Here is a 17150-nt window from a genome sequence, read left to right on the forward strand (position 1 = left end):
GGCATCCGTGAGTCGACTGCTGCTGCTGGACGGGCACTCCCTGGCCTACCGGGCCTTCTTCGCGCTGCCGGTGGAGAACTTCTCCACCAGCACCGGGCAGACGACCAACGCGGTCTACGGCTTCACCGCGATGCTCATCAACGTGCTGCGGGACGAGGCGCCCACCCACCTGGGGGTGGCCTTCGACGTCTCTCGGCAGACCTTCCGCACCGAGCAGTACGCCGAGTACAAGGCCGGCCGGGCCACCACCCCGGAGGACTTCACCGGCCAGCTCTCGCTCATCCAGGAGGTGCTCGACGCGCTCGGCATGACCCACCTGGGGGTGCAGGGCTACGAGGCCGACGACGTCATCGCCACGTTGACCAGGGAGGCCCGCGAGGAGGGGATGGAGGTGCTGATCTGCTCCGGTGACCGGGACGCCATCCAGCTGGTCGACAAGAAGGTCACCCTCCTCTACCCGCGCAAGGGGGTCTCGGACCTGGCCCGGATGACTCCGGAGGCCGTCCAGGAGCGGTACGGGGTGAGCCCGGAGCGCTACAGCGACCTGGCCGCCCTGGTCGGGGAGTCCTCGGACAACCTGCCGGGGGTGCCCGGCGTGGGGCCGAAGACGGCCGCCAAGTGGCTCGGCAAGTACGGCGACCTGGCCGGCGTGGTGAATGCCGCCGACGAGCTGACCGGGAAGGCGGGGCAGGCCTTCCGCGACCACCTGGCACAGGTGCTGCGCAACCGCCAGCTGAACCAGCTGGTGTCCGACCTGCCGCTGCCGGTCGCCCTGGCCGACCTGGAGCGGCGCGGCTGGAACCGGGAGGAGGTGCACCGGGTCTTCGACGGGCTGGAGTTCCGGGTGCTGCGCGACCGCCTCTTCGAGACCCTGGAGCCGGTCGAGGAGGAGGCCGAGGAGGGCATCGACGTCGCCGGCGACCGGCTCGCCCCCGAGCAGGTGGCCGGGTGGCTGGCCGAGCACGCGGGACAGGGGACGCGGGTCGGGGTGCACGTGGTCGGCGGGTGGGCCCGCGGCGCGGGGGACGTCACCGGCCTGGGCCTGGCTGCCGCGGACGCGGCGGCCTACATCGACACCGCCGACCTGGCCGGTGAGGCCGAGCAGGCGCTCGTCGGCTGGCTGGCCGACCCCGCCCGGCCGAAGGTGCTGCACGACCTGAAGGGACCCCTCCACGCGCTCCGCGACCGCGGCATGCCGGTCGCCGGGGTAGTCCAGGACACCGCCCTGGCCGCCTACCTGGTTCGCCCGGACCAGCGCTCCTACGACCTGGCCGACCTGACGCTGCGCTACCTGCGCCGAGAGCTGCGGCTGGAGGAGACCGAGAGCGGGCAGGGCCAGCTCGCGCTCGACGTCGGCGAGGAGGACGGCCAGGCGCGCTCGGCGATGGTGCACGCCCGTGCCGTCCTGGAGCTCTCCGAGGCGCTGGACGAGCAGCTGGCGGACGTGCAGGGCGCCGAGCTGCTCCGGACCACCGAGCTGCCGCTCGTGGCAGTGCTGGCCCGGATGGAGCAGGCCGGGATCGCGGTCGACCTGCCCGGGCTGCAGGCACTCGAGTCCGACTTCGCCGACGCGGTGGCCCGGGCCCAGCAGGACGCCTGGCAGGCCATCGACGACCCGACCGTCAACCTGGGGTCGCCCAAGCAGCTGCAGACGGTGCTGTTCGAGCGGCTCGGGCTGCCGAAGACCCGCCGGACCAAGACCGGCTACACGACCGACGCCGACGCGCTGGCCGGGCTGTACGCGCAGACGGAGCACCCGTTCCTGGAGGCGCTGCTGCGCCACCGCGACGCCACCAGGCTGCGGGTGACGGCCGAGGGGCTGCTCAAGTCGGTGGCCGACGACGGGCGGGTGCACACCACCTACATGCAGACGATCGCCGCGACCGGACGGCTGAGCTCGACCGACCCGAACCTGCAGAACATCCCGATCCGCACCGAGGAGGGGCGCCGGATCCGGGAGATCTTCGTGGTGGGGCGCGGCTATGACTCGCTGATGTCGGTCGATTACAGCCAGATCGAGATGCGGATCATGGCCCACCTGTCCGGTGACACCGGGCTGATCGAGGCCTTCCGCACGGGTGAGGACCTGCACCGCTTCGTGGGGTCCCGGGTGTTCTCGGTCGCCCCCGAGGAGGTCACCCTGGAGATGCGCGCCAAGGTGAAGGCGATGAGCTACGGGCTGGCCTACGGGCTGTCGGCGTTCGGCCTCTCCAAGCAGCTCGGCATCAGCACCGAGGAGGCCAAGGGGCTGATGGAGGAGTACTTCGCCCGGTTCGGCGGGGTCCGTGACTACCTGCGCGACGTCGTGGCCGAGGCGCGCAGCACCGGCTTCACCGAGACCATGCTGGGCCGCCGCCGCTACCTGCCAGACCTGAACTCCGACAACCGGCAGCGCCGCGAGATGGCCGAGCGGATGGCACTCAACGCCCCGATCCAGGGCTCGGCTGCCGACATCATGAAGGTCGCCATGCTGCGGGTCGACGAGGCGCTCCGTGAGGCCGGGACCCGGTCCCGGATCCTGCTGCAGGTCCACGACGAGCTGGTGCTCGAGGCCGTGGCGGAGGAGCGCGCGCAGCTGGAGTCGCTCGTGCGCGAGCAGATGGGCAGCGCGGTGCCGCTGGACGTGCCGCTCGACGTCTCCGTGGGGTGGGGCCGGACCTGGCACGAGGCCGCTCACTGACCGGCCAGGTCACGGTTTGAGCACGACGGTCGCGCACCGTCTGGGTCGTGCTGCGGGCGTGTGGTTTACTCCCGGCAGCAATCGAAGGAGGGACCCGTGCTCGCACGCCTGGTGGGGCTGCTTGCTGCCCTGACGATCGCCCTGTCCTGGGGCGCCGTCGCGGTAGCAGCCCCCGGCGCCGGACCCGTGACCGGTGCCGGGGACACCGCCCCGGTCACGACGGCCTCGATGCTGCCGCTGCAGCAGACGGAGGCCCCCGACGACGCCGAGGAGACTCAGCAGCCGGAGGAGCCGGCCGAGCTGCTGCGGGGGACGCTGCGCGGTCCGGACCGCCAGCCCCTCTCCGGGCTGACGATCACCGTCACCCGCGACGGCGAAGAGGTCGGCTCGACCGTCACCGACGACCAGGGGCAGTGGGAGGTCGGCCTGCCCGGGCCCGGCACCTACGCCGTCGGCTACGACCCCGCCGAGCTGCCCGAGGGGGTCGTCCCTCGGGAGGAGGGCGGCGAGCAGCTCCAGGGGGTCGTCGTGCGGCCCGGCGCCGCCCAGGGCGTCATCTTCCAGCTCGCCGGCGACGGCGAGGGGGAGGGCGTGCCCGGTGGCGGCTCCGGGGCCGGTGCTGCCGGCCCGACGCTGCTGTCCAAGGTGGCCCAGCTGCTCGTGGAGGGGATCAAGTTCGGGGCGATCATCGCGATCACCTCGGTCGGGCTGTCGCTGGTGTTCGGTACCACCCGGCTGATCAACTTCGCCCACGGGGAGTTCGTCACGATCGGGGCGGTGGTCGCCTTCTTCGCCTCCACCGGCGGCCCGCTGCCGCTGGTGCTGGGTGCGGTGGTGGCGATCGCGTTCGCGGCGGCCCTCGCCGGCGGCCTGGAGCTGTCGGTCTGGCGGCCGATGCGGCGGCGTAGCACCGGGCTGATCCAGATGTTCATCGTCGCGATCGGGCTCTCGCTGGTGCTGCGCCACCTGGTGCTGGTGGTCTTCGGCTCGCGGCGCCGCCAGTACGACGAGTTCACGCTGCAGCCGGCTTGGGACCTGGGGCTGGTGCGGATCACGCCGCGCGACCTGGTCATCACCGTGCTGGCGTTCCTGGTCATGGTGCTGGTCGCGGTCATGCTGCAGCGGACCCGGACCGGCAAGGCGATGCGGGCCGTCAACGACAACCAGGACCTCGCCCGGGCCTCCGGCATCGACGTCGAGCGCGTGGTGATGGTGGTGTGGCTGGTCGGCGGGGGACTGGCCGGCCTCGGTGGGGTGCTCTACGGGCTCACCCAGGCCATCTACCCCGAGATGGGCTTCACGCTGCTGCTGCTGATGTTCGCCGGGGTGATCCTGGGCGGGATCGGCAGCGCCTACGGGGCCATGATCGGCTCGCTGGCCATCGGGGTGATCTCGCAGCTGTCGACGCTGTGGTTCCCGGCTTCGCTGCAGTTCATGTGGGCCCTGCTGGCGATGATCCTGGTGCTGCTGTTCCGGCCCCAGGGCATCCTTGGACGCCGCGAGCGGATCGGCTGAGGGAGTGACGATGGACCTGCTGGCGATTCTCAGCAACAGCGTCCGGGGTGCCTTCGGCCCCGAGGCGGCCATCTACGCGCTCGCGGCGATCGGGCTGAACATCCACTTCGGCTACACCGGACTGCTCAACTTCGGCCAGGTCGGCTTCATGCTCGTGGGTGCCTACGGCACGGCCGTCCCGGTCGTCGCCTGGGGCTGGCCGCTCTGGGCCGGTGTCCTCGTCGGAGTTCTCTGCGCGGTGCTGCTCGCGCTGCTGCTGGGCTTCCCGACGCTGCGGTTGCGCGGGGACTACCTGGCCATCGCCACCATCGCGGCCGCGGAGGTGCTGCGCTACCTGTACCGCTCCAGCTGGGCAGAGCCGTTGACCGGCGGGGTGTTCGGGTTGAAGCAGTTCGCCGGTGGCTTCTACGCGTTCAACCCCTACAGCGGGCCGCTGGACCTGGGGTGGCTCACGTTCAGCCCGCGCGCGCTGTGGGTGATGACGGTCGGCTGGGGGGCGGCGTTCCTGGCTGCCGGCCTGGTGGCGCTGCTAATCCACAGCCCGTGGGGACGGGTGCTGCGCTCGGTCCGCGAGGACGAGCAGGCGGCCCGCAGCCTGGGCAAGAACGTGTTCGCCTACAAGATGCAGAGCCTGGTGCTCGGTGGCGTCATGGGCGCGCTGGCCGGTGCGCTGATCGGGATCAACTCCCAGGCACTGAACCCGGACAGCTTCATGCCGATCATCACCTTCTACCTGTGGACGATCATGATCCTGGGCGGCGCGAGCCGGGTGCTGGCGCCCATCGTGGGCTCGGTGGTGTTCTGGTTCCTGCTGACGTTCCTGGACTCGGCCCTGCGGCAGGCCATCGGCACCGGCCTGGTCCCCGCGAGCGTGCTGGTCGCCAGCGACATCGGGGCGGTGCGGTTCGCCGCGGTCGGGCTCGGGCTGATGCTGCTGATGATGTTCCGCCCGGCGGGGCTGATGGGTGACCAGAAGGAGCTGCGTCTCGATGTCCGCTGACCAGGCCACACCGCGCGAGGAGCCCGAGGACCTCGTCCACCAGCGTGCGGAGCTGGTCGAGGAGGAAGCCAGGCTGCAGCACGAGGCGCCGAGCGAGGGTGCCAGCCGCGCGGCGCGAGCGCTCGCCGACGTCGCCGCCGAGCCCGGCGTCCCGAAGCCGGATCCGATCCTGGTTGTCGAGGACCTGACGCGCAGCTTTGGTGGGGTCAAGGCCGTCCAGGTGGACCACGTCGAGGTGCAGCGGGGAACCATCACCGCCGTCATCGGCCCCAACGGTGCCGGGAAGTCCACCTTCTTCAACCTCGTCACCGGTTTCGACCGCCCGGACTCGGGACGGTGGCGCTTCGACGGCGCCGACATCACCGGCCGGCCGGCCTACCGCATCGCCGGCAGCGGCATGGTGCGGACCTTCCAGCTCACCAAGGCGCTGATGCGCCTCACCACGCTGGAGAACGTCATGCTCGGCGCCACCGGCCAGCGCGGGGAGCGGCTGCTCACGGCCCCGCTGCGGTTCCTGTGGCGCGGGCAGGAGGACCAGGTGCGGCAGCGGGCCGATGCGCTGCTGGAGCGGTTCCGGCTGACACACATGCGCGACGAGTTCGCCGGCACCATGTCGGGCGGCCAGCGCAAGCTGCTGGAGATGGCCCGGGCGCTGATGGTTCGCCCCAGCCTGGTGATGCTCGACGAGCCGATGGCGGGGGTCAACCCGGCGCTGACGCAGTCGCTGCTGGGCCACATCCAGGGGCTGCGCGACGAGGGCACGACGGTCGTCCTGGTCGAGCACGACATGGACGTCATCATGGCGATCAGCGACTGGATCGTGGTGATGGCCGAGGGTCGGGTCATCGCCGAGGGCAGGCCCGACGACATCCGACGCAACAAGGCGGTCATCGACGCCTACCTGGGTACCCGCCGTGAGCTGAAGGAGGACGACGGTGAGCACTGAGGCAGGGCGCCCCGCCGCCGAGGCAGCCGAGCAGCCGCTGCTGCGGACCGAGGACCTGGTGGCCGGCTACATCCCCGAGGTCGACATCCTCACCGGGTGCAGCGTGCACGTCGCCTCCGGTGAGCTGGTCGGGATCATCGGACCGAACGGGGCCGGCAAGTCCACCCTGATCAAGGCGATGTTCGGGCTGGTGCCGGTTCGTTCCGGGCAGGTGCTCCTGAAGGACGTGGAGATCACCGGCCGGCCGGCGCACCGGCTGGTCGGTGACGGCCTCGGCTACGTGCCGCAGAACAACAACGTCTTCCCCTCGCTGACCATCGAGGAGAACCTGCAGATGGGGTTGTACCTGCGGCCCAAGGAGTTCCCGGCCCGCATGGCCGCGGTCGGCGAGCTGTTCCCCCTGCTCGTCGACCGGCGGGCCCAGAAGGCCGGCTCGCTGTCCGGCGGTGAGCGCCAGGTGGTCGCGATGGGCCGGGCGCTGATGACCGACCCCGAGGTGCTGTTCCTCGACGAGCCGTCGGCGGGCCTGTCGCCGATGATGCAGGACACGGTGTTCGAGGCGGTGGAACGCATCAACTCCGCGGGGGTGTCCATCCTGATGGTGGAGCAGAACGCCCGGCAGTGTCTGGACATCTCCGACCGGGCCTACGTCCTGGACCAGGGCAAGGAGGCCTACACCGGTACCGGCGAAGAGCTCGCCCAGGACCCGAAGGTGATCGAGCTCTACCTGGGCACGCTCACCCGAGTCGACTCCTGACTCGCTGCCGCGGGGTGCCCTCGCGTCGCCGGCGCCGCTGACGCGGGAAGGCCCCGGTCCCAGGGGACCGGGGCCTTCCGCAGCAGCCGCGCAGGGCCGGAGGCGTCACCGCCTCACATGTCCTCCTGCGGGTTGGACTCCACCGTCTCCAGCGACTCGAGCTCGCCTTCCTCGTTGAAGCCGTAGACCTCGATGGTGGCCCGGCCGGGCTCACCGGCCTCGACGAAGTCGAGCGGACCGCTCACGCCGTCGTAGTCGATGTCCTCACCGTTGCTCACCAGCTCCAGGCACTGCTCGTAGGAGGTGCACTTCTCACCGTCCTTGGTGACGTTGACGACCTCCTCCTTGAACACCTCGGCGTCGGCCGACCCCGCCGCCTCGGCCGCCAGGGCCATGGTGACCACGCAGTCGTAGACCTGCGGGGCGAACTGCGTGTTGTCGCCCAGCTCCGGGTCGAACTCCGCCAGCGCGTCCAAGAAGTCCGGGTTGTCAGCCGAGGCCGGCGCGGTGCCCTTCATCCCCGCGAGCACGCTGGGGTCGCTCTCGTTGACCAGGGTGGCCAGGTCGGGGGAGCGCACGCCGTCGGCGCCGTAGAACCCCATGTCGGCCGGCGTCATGCCGTTCTCGATGAGGCCCTGGATGATCTGGGTGCCCTCCTCGAACGCGATGACCACGACCGCGTCGGCGCCCGAGTTGACCGCGGACTGGACCGGGGCGTTGAAGTCGGTGGCGTTCGGGTCGTAGGTCTCGTTGACCGCGACCGTCGCCCCAGCGTTCTCCAGCGCCTCGGCGGTGGCGTCGGCCAGGCCCTGGCCGTAGTCGTCGGCACGGGCCAGGATCGCCACGTTGGACCAGCCGTCGTTGATGATGAGGTTGGCCAGCACCGGCCCCTGCAGCGCGTCCGAGGGCGCGGTGCGGATGTAGAGGCCGTTGTCCTCGTAGTCGGTGAAGGTCGGGGCCGTGTTGGACCCTGAGCACTGCATCACGCCCGCGCCGGTCACCCGGTCGATGATCGCCAGCGACATGCCGGAGGCCGCGGCCCCCACGATGGCGCTGACGTCCTGGTTGAGGACCCGGTCGGCCGAGGCCTGCGCCACCGTGTCCTGCGCCGCCTCGTCGCCGGGGACCGGCTCCGGCACCTCGTTGCCCAGCACGCCGCCGGCGGCGTTGATGTCCTCGATCGCCAGGCCGAGGGCGGAGATCTGCGGCGGGCCGAGGAAGGCCAGCTGGCCGGTCTCCGGCAGCACGTAGCCGAGCGAGAACTCGTCGGCGGACCCTCCGCCGGCAGCCTCCCCCCCGTCCTCAGTGGCGGTGCTCTCGTCCTCCGTCTCGGTGTCCTCGGCGTCCCCGGCGTCCTCGGTCTGCCCCTGGTCGACGTCCTCGCCCGCGGGCTCCTCACCGTCACCGCCACCGCAGGCGGCCAGCAGTGCGACGGCGGACAGCGTGGCCGCCGCCCGGAAGTGCCTCGTCCTACGCATAGTTTCCCTCTCGGCTCACGGGAGCGGCTGTGCTCCTCGGGGGTGTGTGGCGCCACCTTAGTGCCGGAAGGGGCTGGAAGAGACGGTTGTGACCAACCTGTGACCAACCGTGTCCGCTGGCCGGACGGCGGACACGGCACGACCGGTCGTCCTCCCGCTCCCGGCGGGCCCGGTGCACCGGGTGCACCGGGTGCACCGGGTGCACCGGGTGCGCCCGGTGCGGCGACACCTCAGGGACGTCGCGCGCAGAAGATCGCCGTGCCGGGCAGCAGCCGGCCCCGCACCGGGCTCCACCCGCCCCAGGTGTGTGTCGCCCCCTCCGGCCACTCGGGCTCGACCAGGTCCTCCAGCACCAGCCCGGCGGCGCGCAGCTCCCGGACCCGGTCGCCGAGGGTGCGGTGGTGCTCGCTGTAGACCACCTGGCCGGTGGCGTCCTCCTCCACGTAGGGCCGGCGGTCGAAGTAGCTCTGCGTCACCGTCAGCCCCGCCTCGCCCGGCACGTCCGGCAGCGTCCACCGGAAGGGGTGGCTCACCGAGAAGACCAGCCGGCCGCCGGCCCGCAGCACCCTCGCGGCCTCCCGCAGCACCCCCACCGAGTCGGCGACGAAGGGCAGCGCCCCGTAGGCGGAGAACACCACGTCCACACTGCCGCCGGCCAGTGGCAGCGACCGGGCGTTCGCCTGTAGGTAGGCCACCGGCGCGCGACGGCCGGCCTGGTCCATGGCACGGCCGTGGGCGAGCATCTGACGGGACAGGTCCAGCGCCACCACCCTGGCGCCCTGGGCAGCGCACCAACGGGCGCCCTGGGCCGCGCCGCACCCCAGCTCCAGCACGTCCCGGCCGGTGAGGTCGCCGAGCAGCCGCAGCTGGTCCTCACGCCAGCCTTCCGGGCCCCACACCAGGGTCGCGGTGCCCAGCACGGCCGCGTGTTCCGCCAGGTAGCTGCCGGCTTGCGCGTCCCACCAGCGTCGGCTGGCGCGGCTGCTCACCTCGGGGTCGACATCTCGTCGCAGCACCCGCTCCGGGGGTCCAGGCGCGGGGGAGGGAGCGCGGCCGGTCACGGCCGTCAGTCTGCCAGCCGCCCGCAGCGCCGCCAGCGCGCGGTTTGCCCCGCTCCGTCGTGCCGGATAGGCTAGGTGGGCGCGTGGCGTGCGCTCACGCGTGCCTGCAAGACTGTCCATCCCGGTGGTGCGACTGCGGTCGCTGCCACCCCCATAGTGTGCCAACCAATCGGAGCCCCTACTACATGACTGCTACCGCGGCCGACACGGCCAACTCCCAGATCGCTGTCAACGACATCGGGTCTGAGGAGGAGCTGCTCGCAGCGATCGACGCGACCATCAAGAACTTCAACGACGGCGACATCGTCGAGGGTGTCATCGTCAAGGTCGACCGGGACGAGGTCCTGCTCGACATCGGCTACAAGACCGAGGGCGTCATCCCCTCGCGCGAGCTGGCCATCAAGCACGACGTGGACCCCTCCGAGGTGGTCAATGTCGGCGACGAGGTCGAGGCGCTGGTCCTGCAGAAGGAGGACAAGGAGGGGCGCCTGATCCTGTCGAAGAAGCGCGCCCAGTACGAGCGCGCCTGGGGCTCCATCGAGCAGATCAAGGAGGAGGACGGCGTCGTCACCGGCACCGTCATCGAGGTCGTCAAGGGCGGCCTCATCCTCGACATCGGGCTGCGCGGCTTCCTGCCGGCCTCGCTGGTGGAGATGCGCCGGGTCCGTGACCTGCAGCCCTACGTGGGCCGGCAGATCGAGGCCAAGATCATCGAGCTGGACAAGAACCGCAACAACGTGGTGCTGTCGCGGCGCGCCTGGCTGGAGCAGACCCAGTCCGAGGTGCGCACCACCTTCCTCAAGGAGCTGCAGAAGGGCCAGGTCCGCACCGGCACTGTCTCCAGCATCGTCAACTTCGGCGCGTTCGTGGACCTCGGTGGTGGCGTCGACGGCCTGGTGCACGTCTCCGAGCTGTCCTGGAAGCACATCGACCACCCGGGCGAGGTCGTCGAGGTCGGCGACGAGGTCACCGTGGAGGTGCTCGACGTCGACATGGACCGCGAGCGGGTCTCGCTGTCGCTCAAGGCGACCCAGGAGGACCCCTGGCAGCACTTCGCCCGCACCCACGCCATCGGCCAGATCGTGCCGGGCAAGGTCACCAAGCTGGTCCCGTTCGGCGCCTTCGTGCGTGTCGAGGACGGCATCGAGGGCCTGGTGCACATCTCGGAGCTGGCCGAGCGCCACGTCGAGCTGCCCGAGCAGGTCGTGCAGGTGGGCGCGGAGATCTTTGTCAAGGTCATCGACATCGACCTGGAGCGCCGCCGCATCTCGCTGTCGCTGAAGCAGGCCACCGAGGCGGTCACCCAGGAGTTCGACCCCACCCTCTACGGGATGGCCGCGGAGTACGACGAGCAGGGCAACTACAAGTACCCCGAGGGCTTCGACCCCGAGACCAACGAGTGGCTCGAGGGCTACGAGGAGCAGCGGGAGAAGTGGGAGAAGGAGTACGCCGACGCCCACGCTCGCTGGGAGGCGCACAAGGCCCAGGTGGAGGCCGCGAGCGAGGAGGACACCGAGTCGCCCGGCGCCGAGCCGGCGCCGGCCGCCGCGGCGTCCTACTCCTCCGGTGAGCAGGCCCCGGCCGAGGACGTCGGCGGGACGCTCGCCTCGGACGAGGCGCTGGCCGCGCTGCGGGAGAAGCTGACCGGGCACTGAGTCGCCGGCTGATCGACTGACCGGGCGGGCCCGGGCCACCACGCGGTGGTCCGGGCCCGTCCGTCTGTGGTGGGGTCGCCTCAGCCGCGGCCGAGCAGCGCCCCGCCGTTGACCTGCAGGATCTGGCCGGTGGTCCAGCCAGCCTCCTCGGAGGCGAGGTGGGCCACCGCCGCGGCGACCTCGGCGGGGGTGCCGGCGCGGCCGGCGGGTGTGGCCGCGACCCGCGAGCGGTACACCTCCGGGTCGGCGGCCACCCGGGCCTGCCAGAACGGCGTCTCCGGCACGAACCCCGGGGCCACCGCGTTGACGGTGATGCCGTCCGGCGCGAGTGACGTCGCCAGCGACAGCACCCAGGCGTTCAGGGCCGCCTTGGCGGCGCCGTAGCTGCCCGAGCCGCGCAGCGCGGCGATGGAGCTGATCGCCACCACGCGGCCGCCGGGGCGGGTGAGGTGCTCACGCAGCCCCTCGGTCAGCAGCACCGCGGTGAGGACGTTGGCGTCGAAGTCGGCCCGCCACCCCTCGGCGACCTCGGCGAGTCCACCGCCGACGGCGTGCCCGCGGTTGCCGCCGGCGTTCGCCACGAGCACGTCCACCGTCGGCCCCTGGCGGAGCTGCTCGGCCAGGACGGTCACCGCCGCCGGGTCGCTGAGGTCGCACGGGGCGGTGCGCACGGCCAGGCCGGTGTCCGGGCCCCGCTCCAGCTCCTGGGCGGCTTGCTCCAGGACGGAGGCCCGCCGGCCCACCAGGACCAGCTCGGTCGCCTGCGGTGCCAGCCGAGCCGCGATGGCGCGGCCGATGCCGGTGCCGCCCCCGGTGACGATGATGCGCTTGCCCATGACCCGGCAGCCTAGCGACGTCCGCGGCAGTGGCGGGCGGGCCGGCCGCGGCGGTGGGGCACCGGCGACCGGTAAGGTGCCGGCGTGCTGGTCGTAGGGCTCACCGGAGGCATCGGGTCGGGCAAGTCCAGCGTGGCCGCCCGGTTCGCCGAGCACGGCGCCCACGTGCTGGACGCCGACCGCATCGCCCGTGAGGTCGTGGCGCCGGGCAGCCCGGGGCTGCAGGCGGTGCGGGAGCGGTTCGGGGAGGAGGTGGTCGCCGGCGGGACGCTGGACCGGGCCGCGCTCGGGCGCATCGTGTTCGCCGACCCGGCCGCGCGGGCCGACCTGGAGGCCATCACCCACCCGCTGGTCGGCGAGCGCACCGCTGCCGAGCTGGCGCGGCTGCCGCAGGGGGCGTGGGCGGTTCACGACGTCCCGCTGCTGGTCGAGCTCGGCTACGCGCCGCGCTACCACCTGGTCGTCGTGGTGGACGCCCCCGAGCAGGTGCGGGTGGACCGGCTGGTGCAGGCCAGGGGCATGGCGGCAGCAGACGCCTGGTCCCGGTTGAGGGCCCAGGCCAGCGGGCAGCAGCGCCGGGCCGTGGCCGACGTATGGCTGGACAACTCCGGCGCCCGGCAGGAGCTGGATGCCCAGGTGGCGCGCCTGGTGACCGAGCGCCTGGAGCCGCTGCGCCGGCGGCTACGGCAGCAGGCGGCGGTGGCCGAGGGGGAGGCGCTGCCACCGCCGGAGGGCGAGGACGTCCCGGGGCGAGCGGCCCGTGTGAGGCACCGGCTGGACCACGTCCTGGCGCAGGCGGGATACCGCCCGGGCGCCGCGGAGCTGGCCACCGACGCTGCCGGGTGGACCCGCGGGACGCTGCGACTGGCCGGGGCGGCTGGGGAGGCCGGCCTGCACCAGTCGTTGGCCGAGGCGGGATTCCCTGCTGCCGCCTTGGGGTCGCTGGGCAGCGCAGACCCCGGCCGGCCCGTCATGGTCGGGCTGACCGGGGTCTGACGCCGGGCCCCGCGGCGCGGTCAGCGCCGGGGTGAGAACCGTGAGCGGCGCGGTGTCGGCTCGTCTGGGCCGCCGGCTCGGCTGTCGCTGCCGTTGGACAGCGCCGTCTCGATCCGGTCGTCCACCTGCTCGCCGAAGTGCTGGTCGAAGTTCTCCGTCAGGTCGCCGCGCACCTGCGCGCCGACCTCGTGCTGCAGCTGCTCCCGGCGCTGCCGCCGCTCGGCGCGCAGCAGCACGAGGTGCTCCTCGTGCATGGCCTTGTAGGTGGCCACGCACATGGCGATCATCACGAAACTGAACGGCAAGGCGGTGATGATCGCGCCCGTCCGCAGCGCCGTGAGGCCGCCGGCCAGCAGCAGGGCGATGGCGACCAGGCCCTCCAGGACCGCCCACATCGCCCGGCTCCACTTCGGCGGGTCGGTCTCGCCGCCGGAGGCCAGCATGTCGACGACCAGCGAGCCGGAGTCGGAGGAGGTGATGAAGAAGATCGCCACCAGGATGATCGCGATCACCGACAGGACGCTTCCGAGGGGCAGACCGTTCAGCAGGTCGAAGAGCACCTGCTCGGAGACCACCGAGTTGTCCTCGCCGAGCAGGCCGCCCCCGCCGAACATCTCCCGGTGGATGGCCGCACCGCCCATCACCGAGAACCAGACGAAGGTGACCAGCGTGGGCACCAGCAGCACCCCGGCGACGAACTCCCGCACGGTGCGGCCGCGGGAGACCCGGGCGATGAAGATGCCGACGAAGGGCGCCCACGACATCCACCAGCCCCAGTAGAAGGTGGTCCAGAAGCCCTGCCAGACCTGGCCCTCCTCGGTGGTGTAGGCGCTGGTGTCGAAGGTGAGCTGGACGACGTTCTGGAAGTAGCCGCCGATCGACTGCACGAAGTCGCGCAGCAGGAACAGCGTGGGTCCGAGCAGGAGTACGGCCACCAGGAAGATCCCGGCGAGGACGAGGTTGGTGTTCGACAGCCACTTGATGCCTCGGCCCACGCCACTGAGGACGGAGCCGACAGCGATGAGCGTGATCACCGAGATCAGCCCGACCAGGAGGCCGTCGGTCACGGAGTCGAACAGGCCGATGTGCACCAGCCCGGCCGAGATCTGCTGCACGCCGAGACCCAGCGAGGTCGCCACGCCCGCGACGGTGCCGACGACGGCGACGACGTCGATGACGTCACCGATCCAGCCCTTGACGCGGTCGCCCAGGATGGGCTCCAGCGCCCAGCGGATCGAGACGGGGCGGCCCTTGCGGTGGACCGAGTAGGCCACCGCGAGCCCGACGACGACGTAGATGGCCCAGGCGTGGAAGCCCCAGTGCAGGAAGGTCTGCGCCATGGCCGCGCGGGCCATCTGCGCCTGCCCGGCCAGGATCGGCTCGCCGGCCTCGTTGACGCCGATCGTCGAGACCCCGGGCTTGGGGTCGGAGGCGAAGAAGGTCAGCGGCTCGGCGGCGCCCCAGAAGACCAGGCCGATGCCCATCCCGGCGGCGAACAACATCGCGAACCAGGCCATCAGGCTGAACTCGGGCTCCTCCTCGTCCTTGCCGAGGGTGATGTTGCCGAACCGGCTCAGTCCCAGGAACAGCGAGAAGATCACGAAGCCGGCGACGATGAGGACGTAGTACCACCCGAACCCGCCCACGATCTCGGTCTGGATGGTGTTGAGGGCTTGCTCGGTGGCGCTCGGGGCGAGGATGGCGATGGCGACGGCGATCGCCAGGACGCCCATGGCCGGAATGAACACCCGGGGGGCGATCGACGTGCGCTTCCGGGTCCCCGCGTCGGGGCTGCCGGGCGTCGGGCCTGGTCGACGGTCGGAGGATGGCGGTGCGGTCATCGGTGCCTTCCGCGGTCGGGGTCAGGGGGCGTTGCCCGCGGGCAACCTTTCCAGACTCTCACCATGCCCGGTGGTGATCAAGTTGCCCCTCGCCGAGGGCCGTTGTCAGCGGCGGCGGCTACCGTGGAGACATGCGTCCGACCAGCGACATCCAGCGCACGGTGGCTCCGCTGCGGGTGGTCTCGGAGTTCCAGCCCAGCGGGGACCAGCCCGCCGCGATCACCGAGCTGGCACGGCGCATCAACGCCGGGGAGCAGGACGTCGTCCTGCTGGGCGCGACGGGCACCGGCAAGTCCGCCACCACGGCCTGGTTGCTCGAGCAGGTGCAGCGCCCGACCCTGGTGATGGCCCCCAACAAGACGCTCGCCGCGCAGCTGGCCAACGAGTTCCGCGAGCTGCTGCCGCACAACGCGGTCGAGTACTTCGTCAGCTACTACGACTACTACCAGCCCGAGGCCTACGTCCCGCAGACCGACACCTACATCGAGAAGGACTCCTCGATCAACGACGAGGTCGAGCGGCTGCGGCACTCGGCCACCAACTCGCTGCTGACCCGCCGCGACGTCGTCGTGGTCGCCTCCGTGTCCTGCATCTACGGCCTGGGCACGCCGCAGGAGTACGTCGACCGCATGGTGCGTCTGCGGGTCGGGGACGAGCGCGACCGCGACGAGCTGCTGCGCCAGTTCGTGACCATGCAGTACGCCCGGAACGACGCCTCGTTCACCCGGGGCACCTTCCGGGTGCGGGGCGACACCGTCGAGATCATCCCGCAGTACGAGGAGCTCGCCGTGCGCATCGAGTTCTTCGGTGACGAGATCGACCGGCTCTACACGCTGCACCCGCTCACCGGCGAGGTGGTGCGGGAGGAGCAGGAGATGTACGTGTTCCCCGCCTCACACTACGTCGCCGGGCCGGAGCGGATGGAGCGCGCGATCGCCGGCATCGAGGCCGAGCTGGCGCGGCAGCTGGAGCGGTTCGAGCGCGAGGGCAAGCTGCTGGAGGCCCAGCGGCTGCGGATGCGCACCACCTACGACATCGAGATGATGCGCCAGGTAGGGAGCTGCTCAGGGATCGAGAACTACTCGCTGCACATCGACGGCCGCGCCCCCGGGTCGGCCCCCAACTGTCTGCTGGACTACTTCCCCGAGGACTTCCTGCTGGTCATCGACGAGTCCCACGTCACCGTGCCGCAGATCGGCGCCATGTACGAGGGGGACATGTCGCGCAAGCGGACCCTGGTCGACCACGGCTTCCGGCTGCCGAGCGCGATGGACAACCGACCCCTGAAGTGGGAGGAGTTCCTGCAGCGGATCGGCCAGACGGTCTACCTGTCGGCGACGCCGGGGGAGTACGAGGTGTCCCGCTCCCGGGGGGTCGTGGAGCAGATCATCCGGCCCACCGGCCTGGTCGACCCGGAGGTGGTGCTCAAGCCCACCAAGGGCCAGATCGACGACCTGCTGCACGAGATCCACGAGCGGACCGCCCGTGACGAACGGGTGCTGGTCACCACCCTCACCAAGAAGATGGCCGAGGACCTCACCGACTACCTGCTGGAGAAGGGCGTGCGGGTGCGGTACCTCCACAGCGAGGTCGACACGCTGCGGCGCGTGGAGCTGCTGCGGGAGCTGCGGATGGGCGAGTACGACGTGCTGGTCGGCATCAACCTGCTGCGGGAGGGGCTCGACCTGCCCGAGGTCTCGCTGGTCAGCATCCTGGACGCCGACAAGGAGGGCTTCCTGCGCTCCACCCGCTCGCTCATCCAGACCATCGGCCGCGCGGCCCGCAACGTGTCCGGCCAGGTCCACATGTACGCCGACACCGTCACGCCGTCGATGCGGGACGCGATCGACGAGACCAACCGGCGGCGCGAGAAGCAGCTCGCCTACAACGCCGAGCACGGGATCGACCCCACGCCGCTGCGCAAGCGCATCGCCGACATCACCGACCTGCTGGAGCGGGAGGACGCCGACACCGAGGCGCTCATGGGTAGCGGCCGCAGCCAGTCCCGCGGCCGCCGCCCCTCCAGCGGGGCGGTCGCCGCCGACGCCGGCGTCGGCACCGGGCGCAAGGCCCCGGAGGACATGGCCGCGACCGAGCTGGCCGACCTCATCCACCAGCTCACCGAGCAGATGCACCAGGCCGCCAGCGACCTCCACTTCGAGCTCGCTGCCCGGCTGCGGGACGAGATCGGGGACCTGAAGAAGGAGCTGCGGCAGATGCGGGAGGCCACCGGCTGACCCGCGGGTCGAGTTGGAGCCACCAGGCTCTGGTGCGATGATGACCCGGAACGTCGGAGGGGAGTATCCCCGCACGGCTCCCTCGTCATCACGACGCACCGGTGCGTCCGGGGCAGCCGGCCCGCACGGGTGGGAGAGACCTCCGGTT

The 17150-nt window shown here is 71.5% G+C and carries 12 protein-coding genes; 8 read left to right on the top strand and 4 right to left on the bottom strand.

Going from position 1 to position 17150, the window contains the following annotated elements; all coding sequences use genetic code 11:
- Positions 1–7: 7 nt before the first annotated feature.
- From polA to GFJ45_RS04915, 5 genes are all read left to right on the top strand, one after another.
- A complete protein-coding gene (polA, locus tag GFJ45_RS04895; RefSeq protein ID WP_194288523.1) occupies positions 8–2680 on the top strand; it encodes a DNA polymerase I in 2673 nt (890 codons plus the stop codon).
- Between the two features lie 96 nt (positions 2681–2776).
- Positions 2777–4195 carry a branched-chain amino acid ABC transporter permease gene (locus GFJ45_RS04900; protein WP_228386503.1) on the top strand — a complete coding sequence of 473 codons (1419 nt, stop codon included), beginning with the start codon at positions 2777–2779 and terminating at the stop codon, positions 4193–4195.
- Positions 4196–4205: 10 nt separating this feature from the next.
- Positions 4206–5195 carry a branched-chain amino acid ABC transporter permease gene (locus GFJ45_RS04905; RefSeq protein WP_153394758.1) on the top strand — a complete coding sequence of 330 codons (990 nt, stop codon included), beginning with the start codon at positions 4206–4208 and terminating at the stop codon, positions 5193–5195.
- Positions 5185–6141, top strand: a complete 957-nt coding sequence (locus GFJ45_RS04910) for an ABC transporter ATP-binding protein (RefSeq protein WP_153394759.1) — start codon at positions 5185–5187, stop codon at positions 6139–6141. The genes GFJ45_RS04905 and GFJ45_RS04910 overlap by 11 nt, the downstream gene beginning before the upstream one ends.
- Positions 6131–6898 (top strand): ABC transporter ATP-binding protein, encoded by a 768-nt coding sequence (locus tag GFJ45_RS04915; protein WP_153394760.1) that lies wholly within the window; start codon positions 6131–6133, stop codon positions 6896–6898. Before GFJ45_RS04910 ends, GFJ45_RS04915 begins: the two co-directional genes overlap by 11 nt.
- A gap of 113 nt (positions 6899–7011) precedes the next feature.
- Here GFJ45_RS04915 and GFJ45_RS04920 read toward each other — a convergent pair whose 3' ends face one another.
- The gene (locus GFJ45_RS04920; RefSeq protein WP_153394761.1) at positions 7012–8376 is read right to left on the bottom strand and encodes an ABC transporter substrate-binding protein; all 1365 of its coding nucleotides are present in this window, start codon (positions 8374–8376) and stop codon (positions 7012–7014) included.
- A 230-nt stretch (positions 8377–8606) separates the two neighbouring features.
- The gene (locus tag GFJ45_RS04925; RefSeq protein WP_228386505.1) at positions 8607–9437 is read right to left on the bottom strand and encodes a class I SAM-dependent methyltransferase; all 831 of its coding nucleotides are present in this window, start codon (positions 9435–9437) and stop codon (positions 8607–8609) included.
- A gap of 185 nt (positions 9438–9622) precedes the next feature.
- On the opposite strand from GFJ45_RS04925, the gene rpsA reads away from it, so the two are divergent.
- Positions 9623–11092: a 30S ribosomal protein S1 gene (rpsA, locus tag GFJ45_RS04930; RefSeq protein WP_153394763.1), complete on the top strand. Its 1470-nt coding sequence runs from the start codon at positions 9623–9625 to the stop codon at positions 11090–11092.
- A gap of 80 nt (positions 11093–11172) precedes the next feature.
- Here rpsA and GFJ45_RS04935 read toward each other — a convergent pair whose 3' ends face one another.
- Entirely contained in the window at positions 11173–11928 is a 756-nt protein-coding gene (locus GFJ45_RS04935; RefSeq protein WP_153394764.1) for an SDR family NAD(P)-dependent oxidoreductase, read from the bottom strand.
- Between the two features lie 84 nt (positions 11929–12012).
- On the opposite strand from GFJ45_RS04935, the gene coaE reads away from it, so the two are divergent.
- Positions 12013–12924: a dephospho-CoA kinase gene (gene coaE / locus GFJ45_RS04940; RefSeq protein WP_153394765.1), complete on the top strand. Its 912-nt coding sequence runs from the start codon at positions 12013–12015 to the stop codon at positions 12922–12924.
- A 20-nt stretch (positions 12925–12944) separates the two neighbouring features.
- On the opposite strand, the gene GFJ45_RS04945 is transcribed toward coaE, so the two are convergent.
- On the bottom strand, positions 12945–14657 hold the full coding sequence (locus GFJ45_RS04945) for a BCCT family transporter (protein WP_407670377.1): 1713 nt from the start codon (positions 14655–14657) through the stop codon (positions 12945–12947).
- Between the two features lie 239 nt (positions 14658–14896).
- On the opposite strand from GFJ45_RS04945, the gene uvrB reads away from it, so the two are divergent.
- Entirely contained in the window at positions 14897–17002 is a 2106-nt protein-coding gene (gene uvrB, locus GFJ45_RS04950; RefSeq protein WP_153394767.1) for an excinuclease ABC subunit UvrB, read from the top strand.
- Positions 17003–17150 lie beyond the last annotated feature (148 nt).

The sequence above is a fragment of the Ornithinicoccus halotolerans genome, from assembly GCF_009602535.1.
GTDB classification, from domain to species: Bacteria; Actinomycetota; Actinomycetes; order Actinomycetales; family Dermatophilaceae; genus Ornithinicoccus; species Ornithinicoccus halotolerans.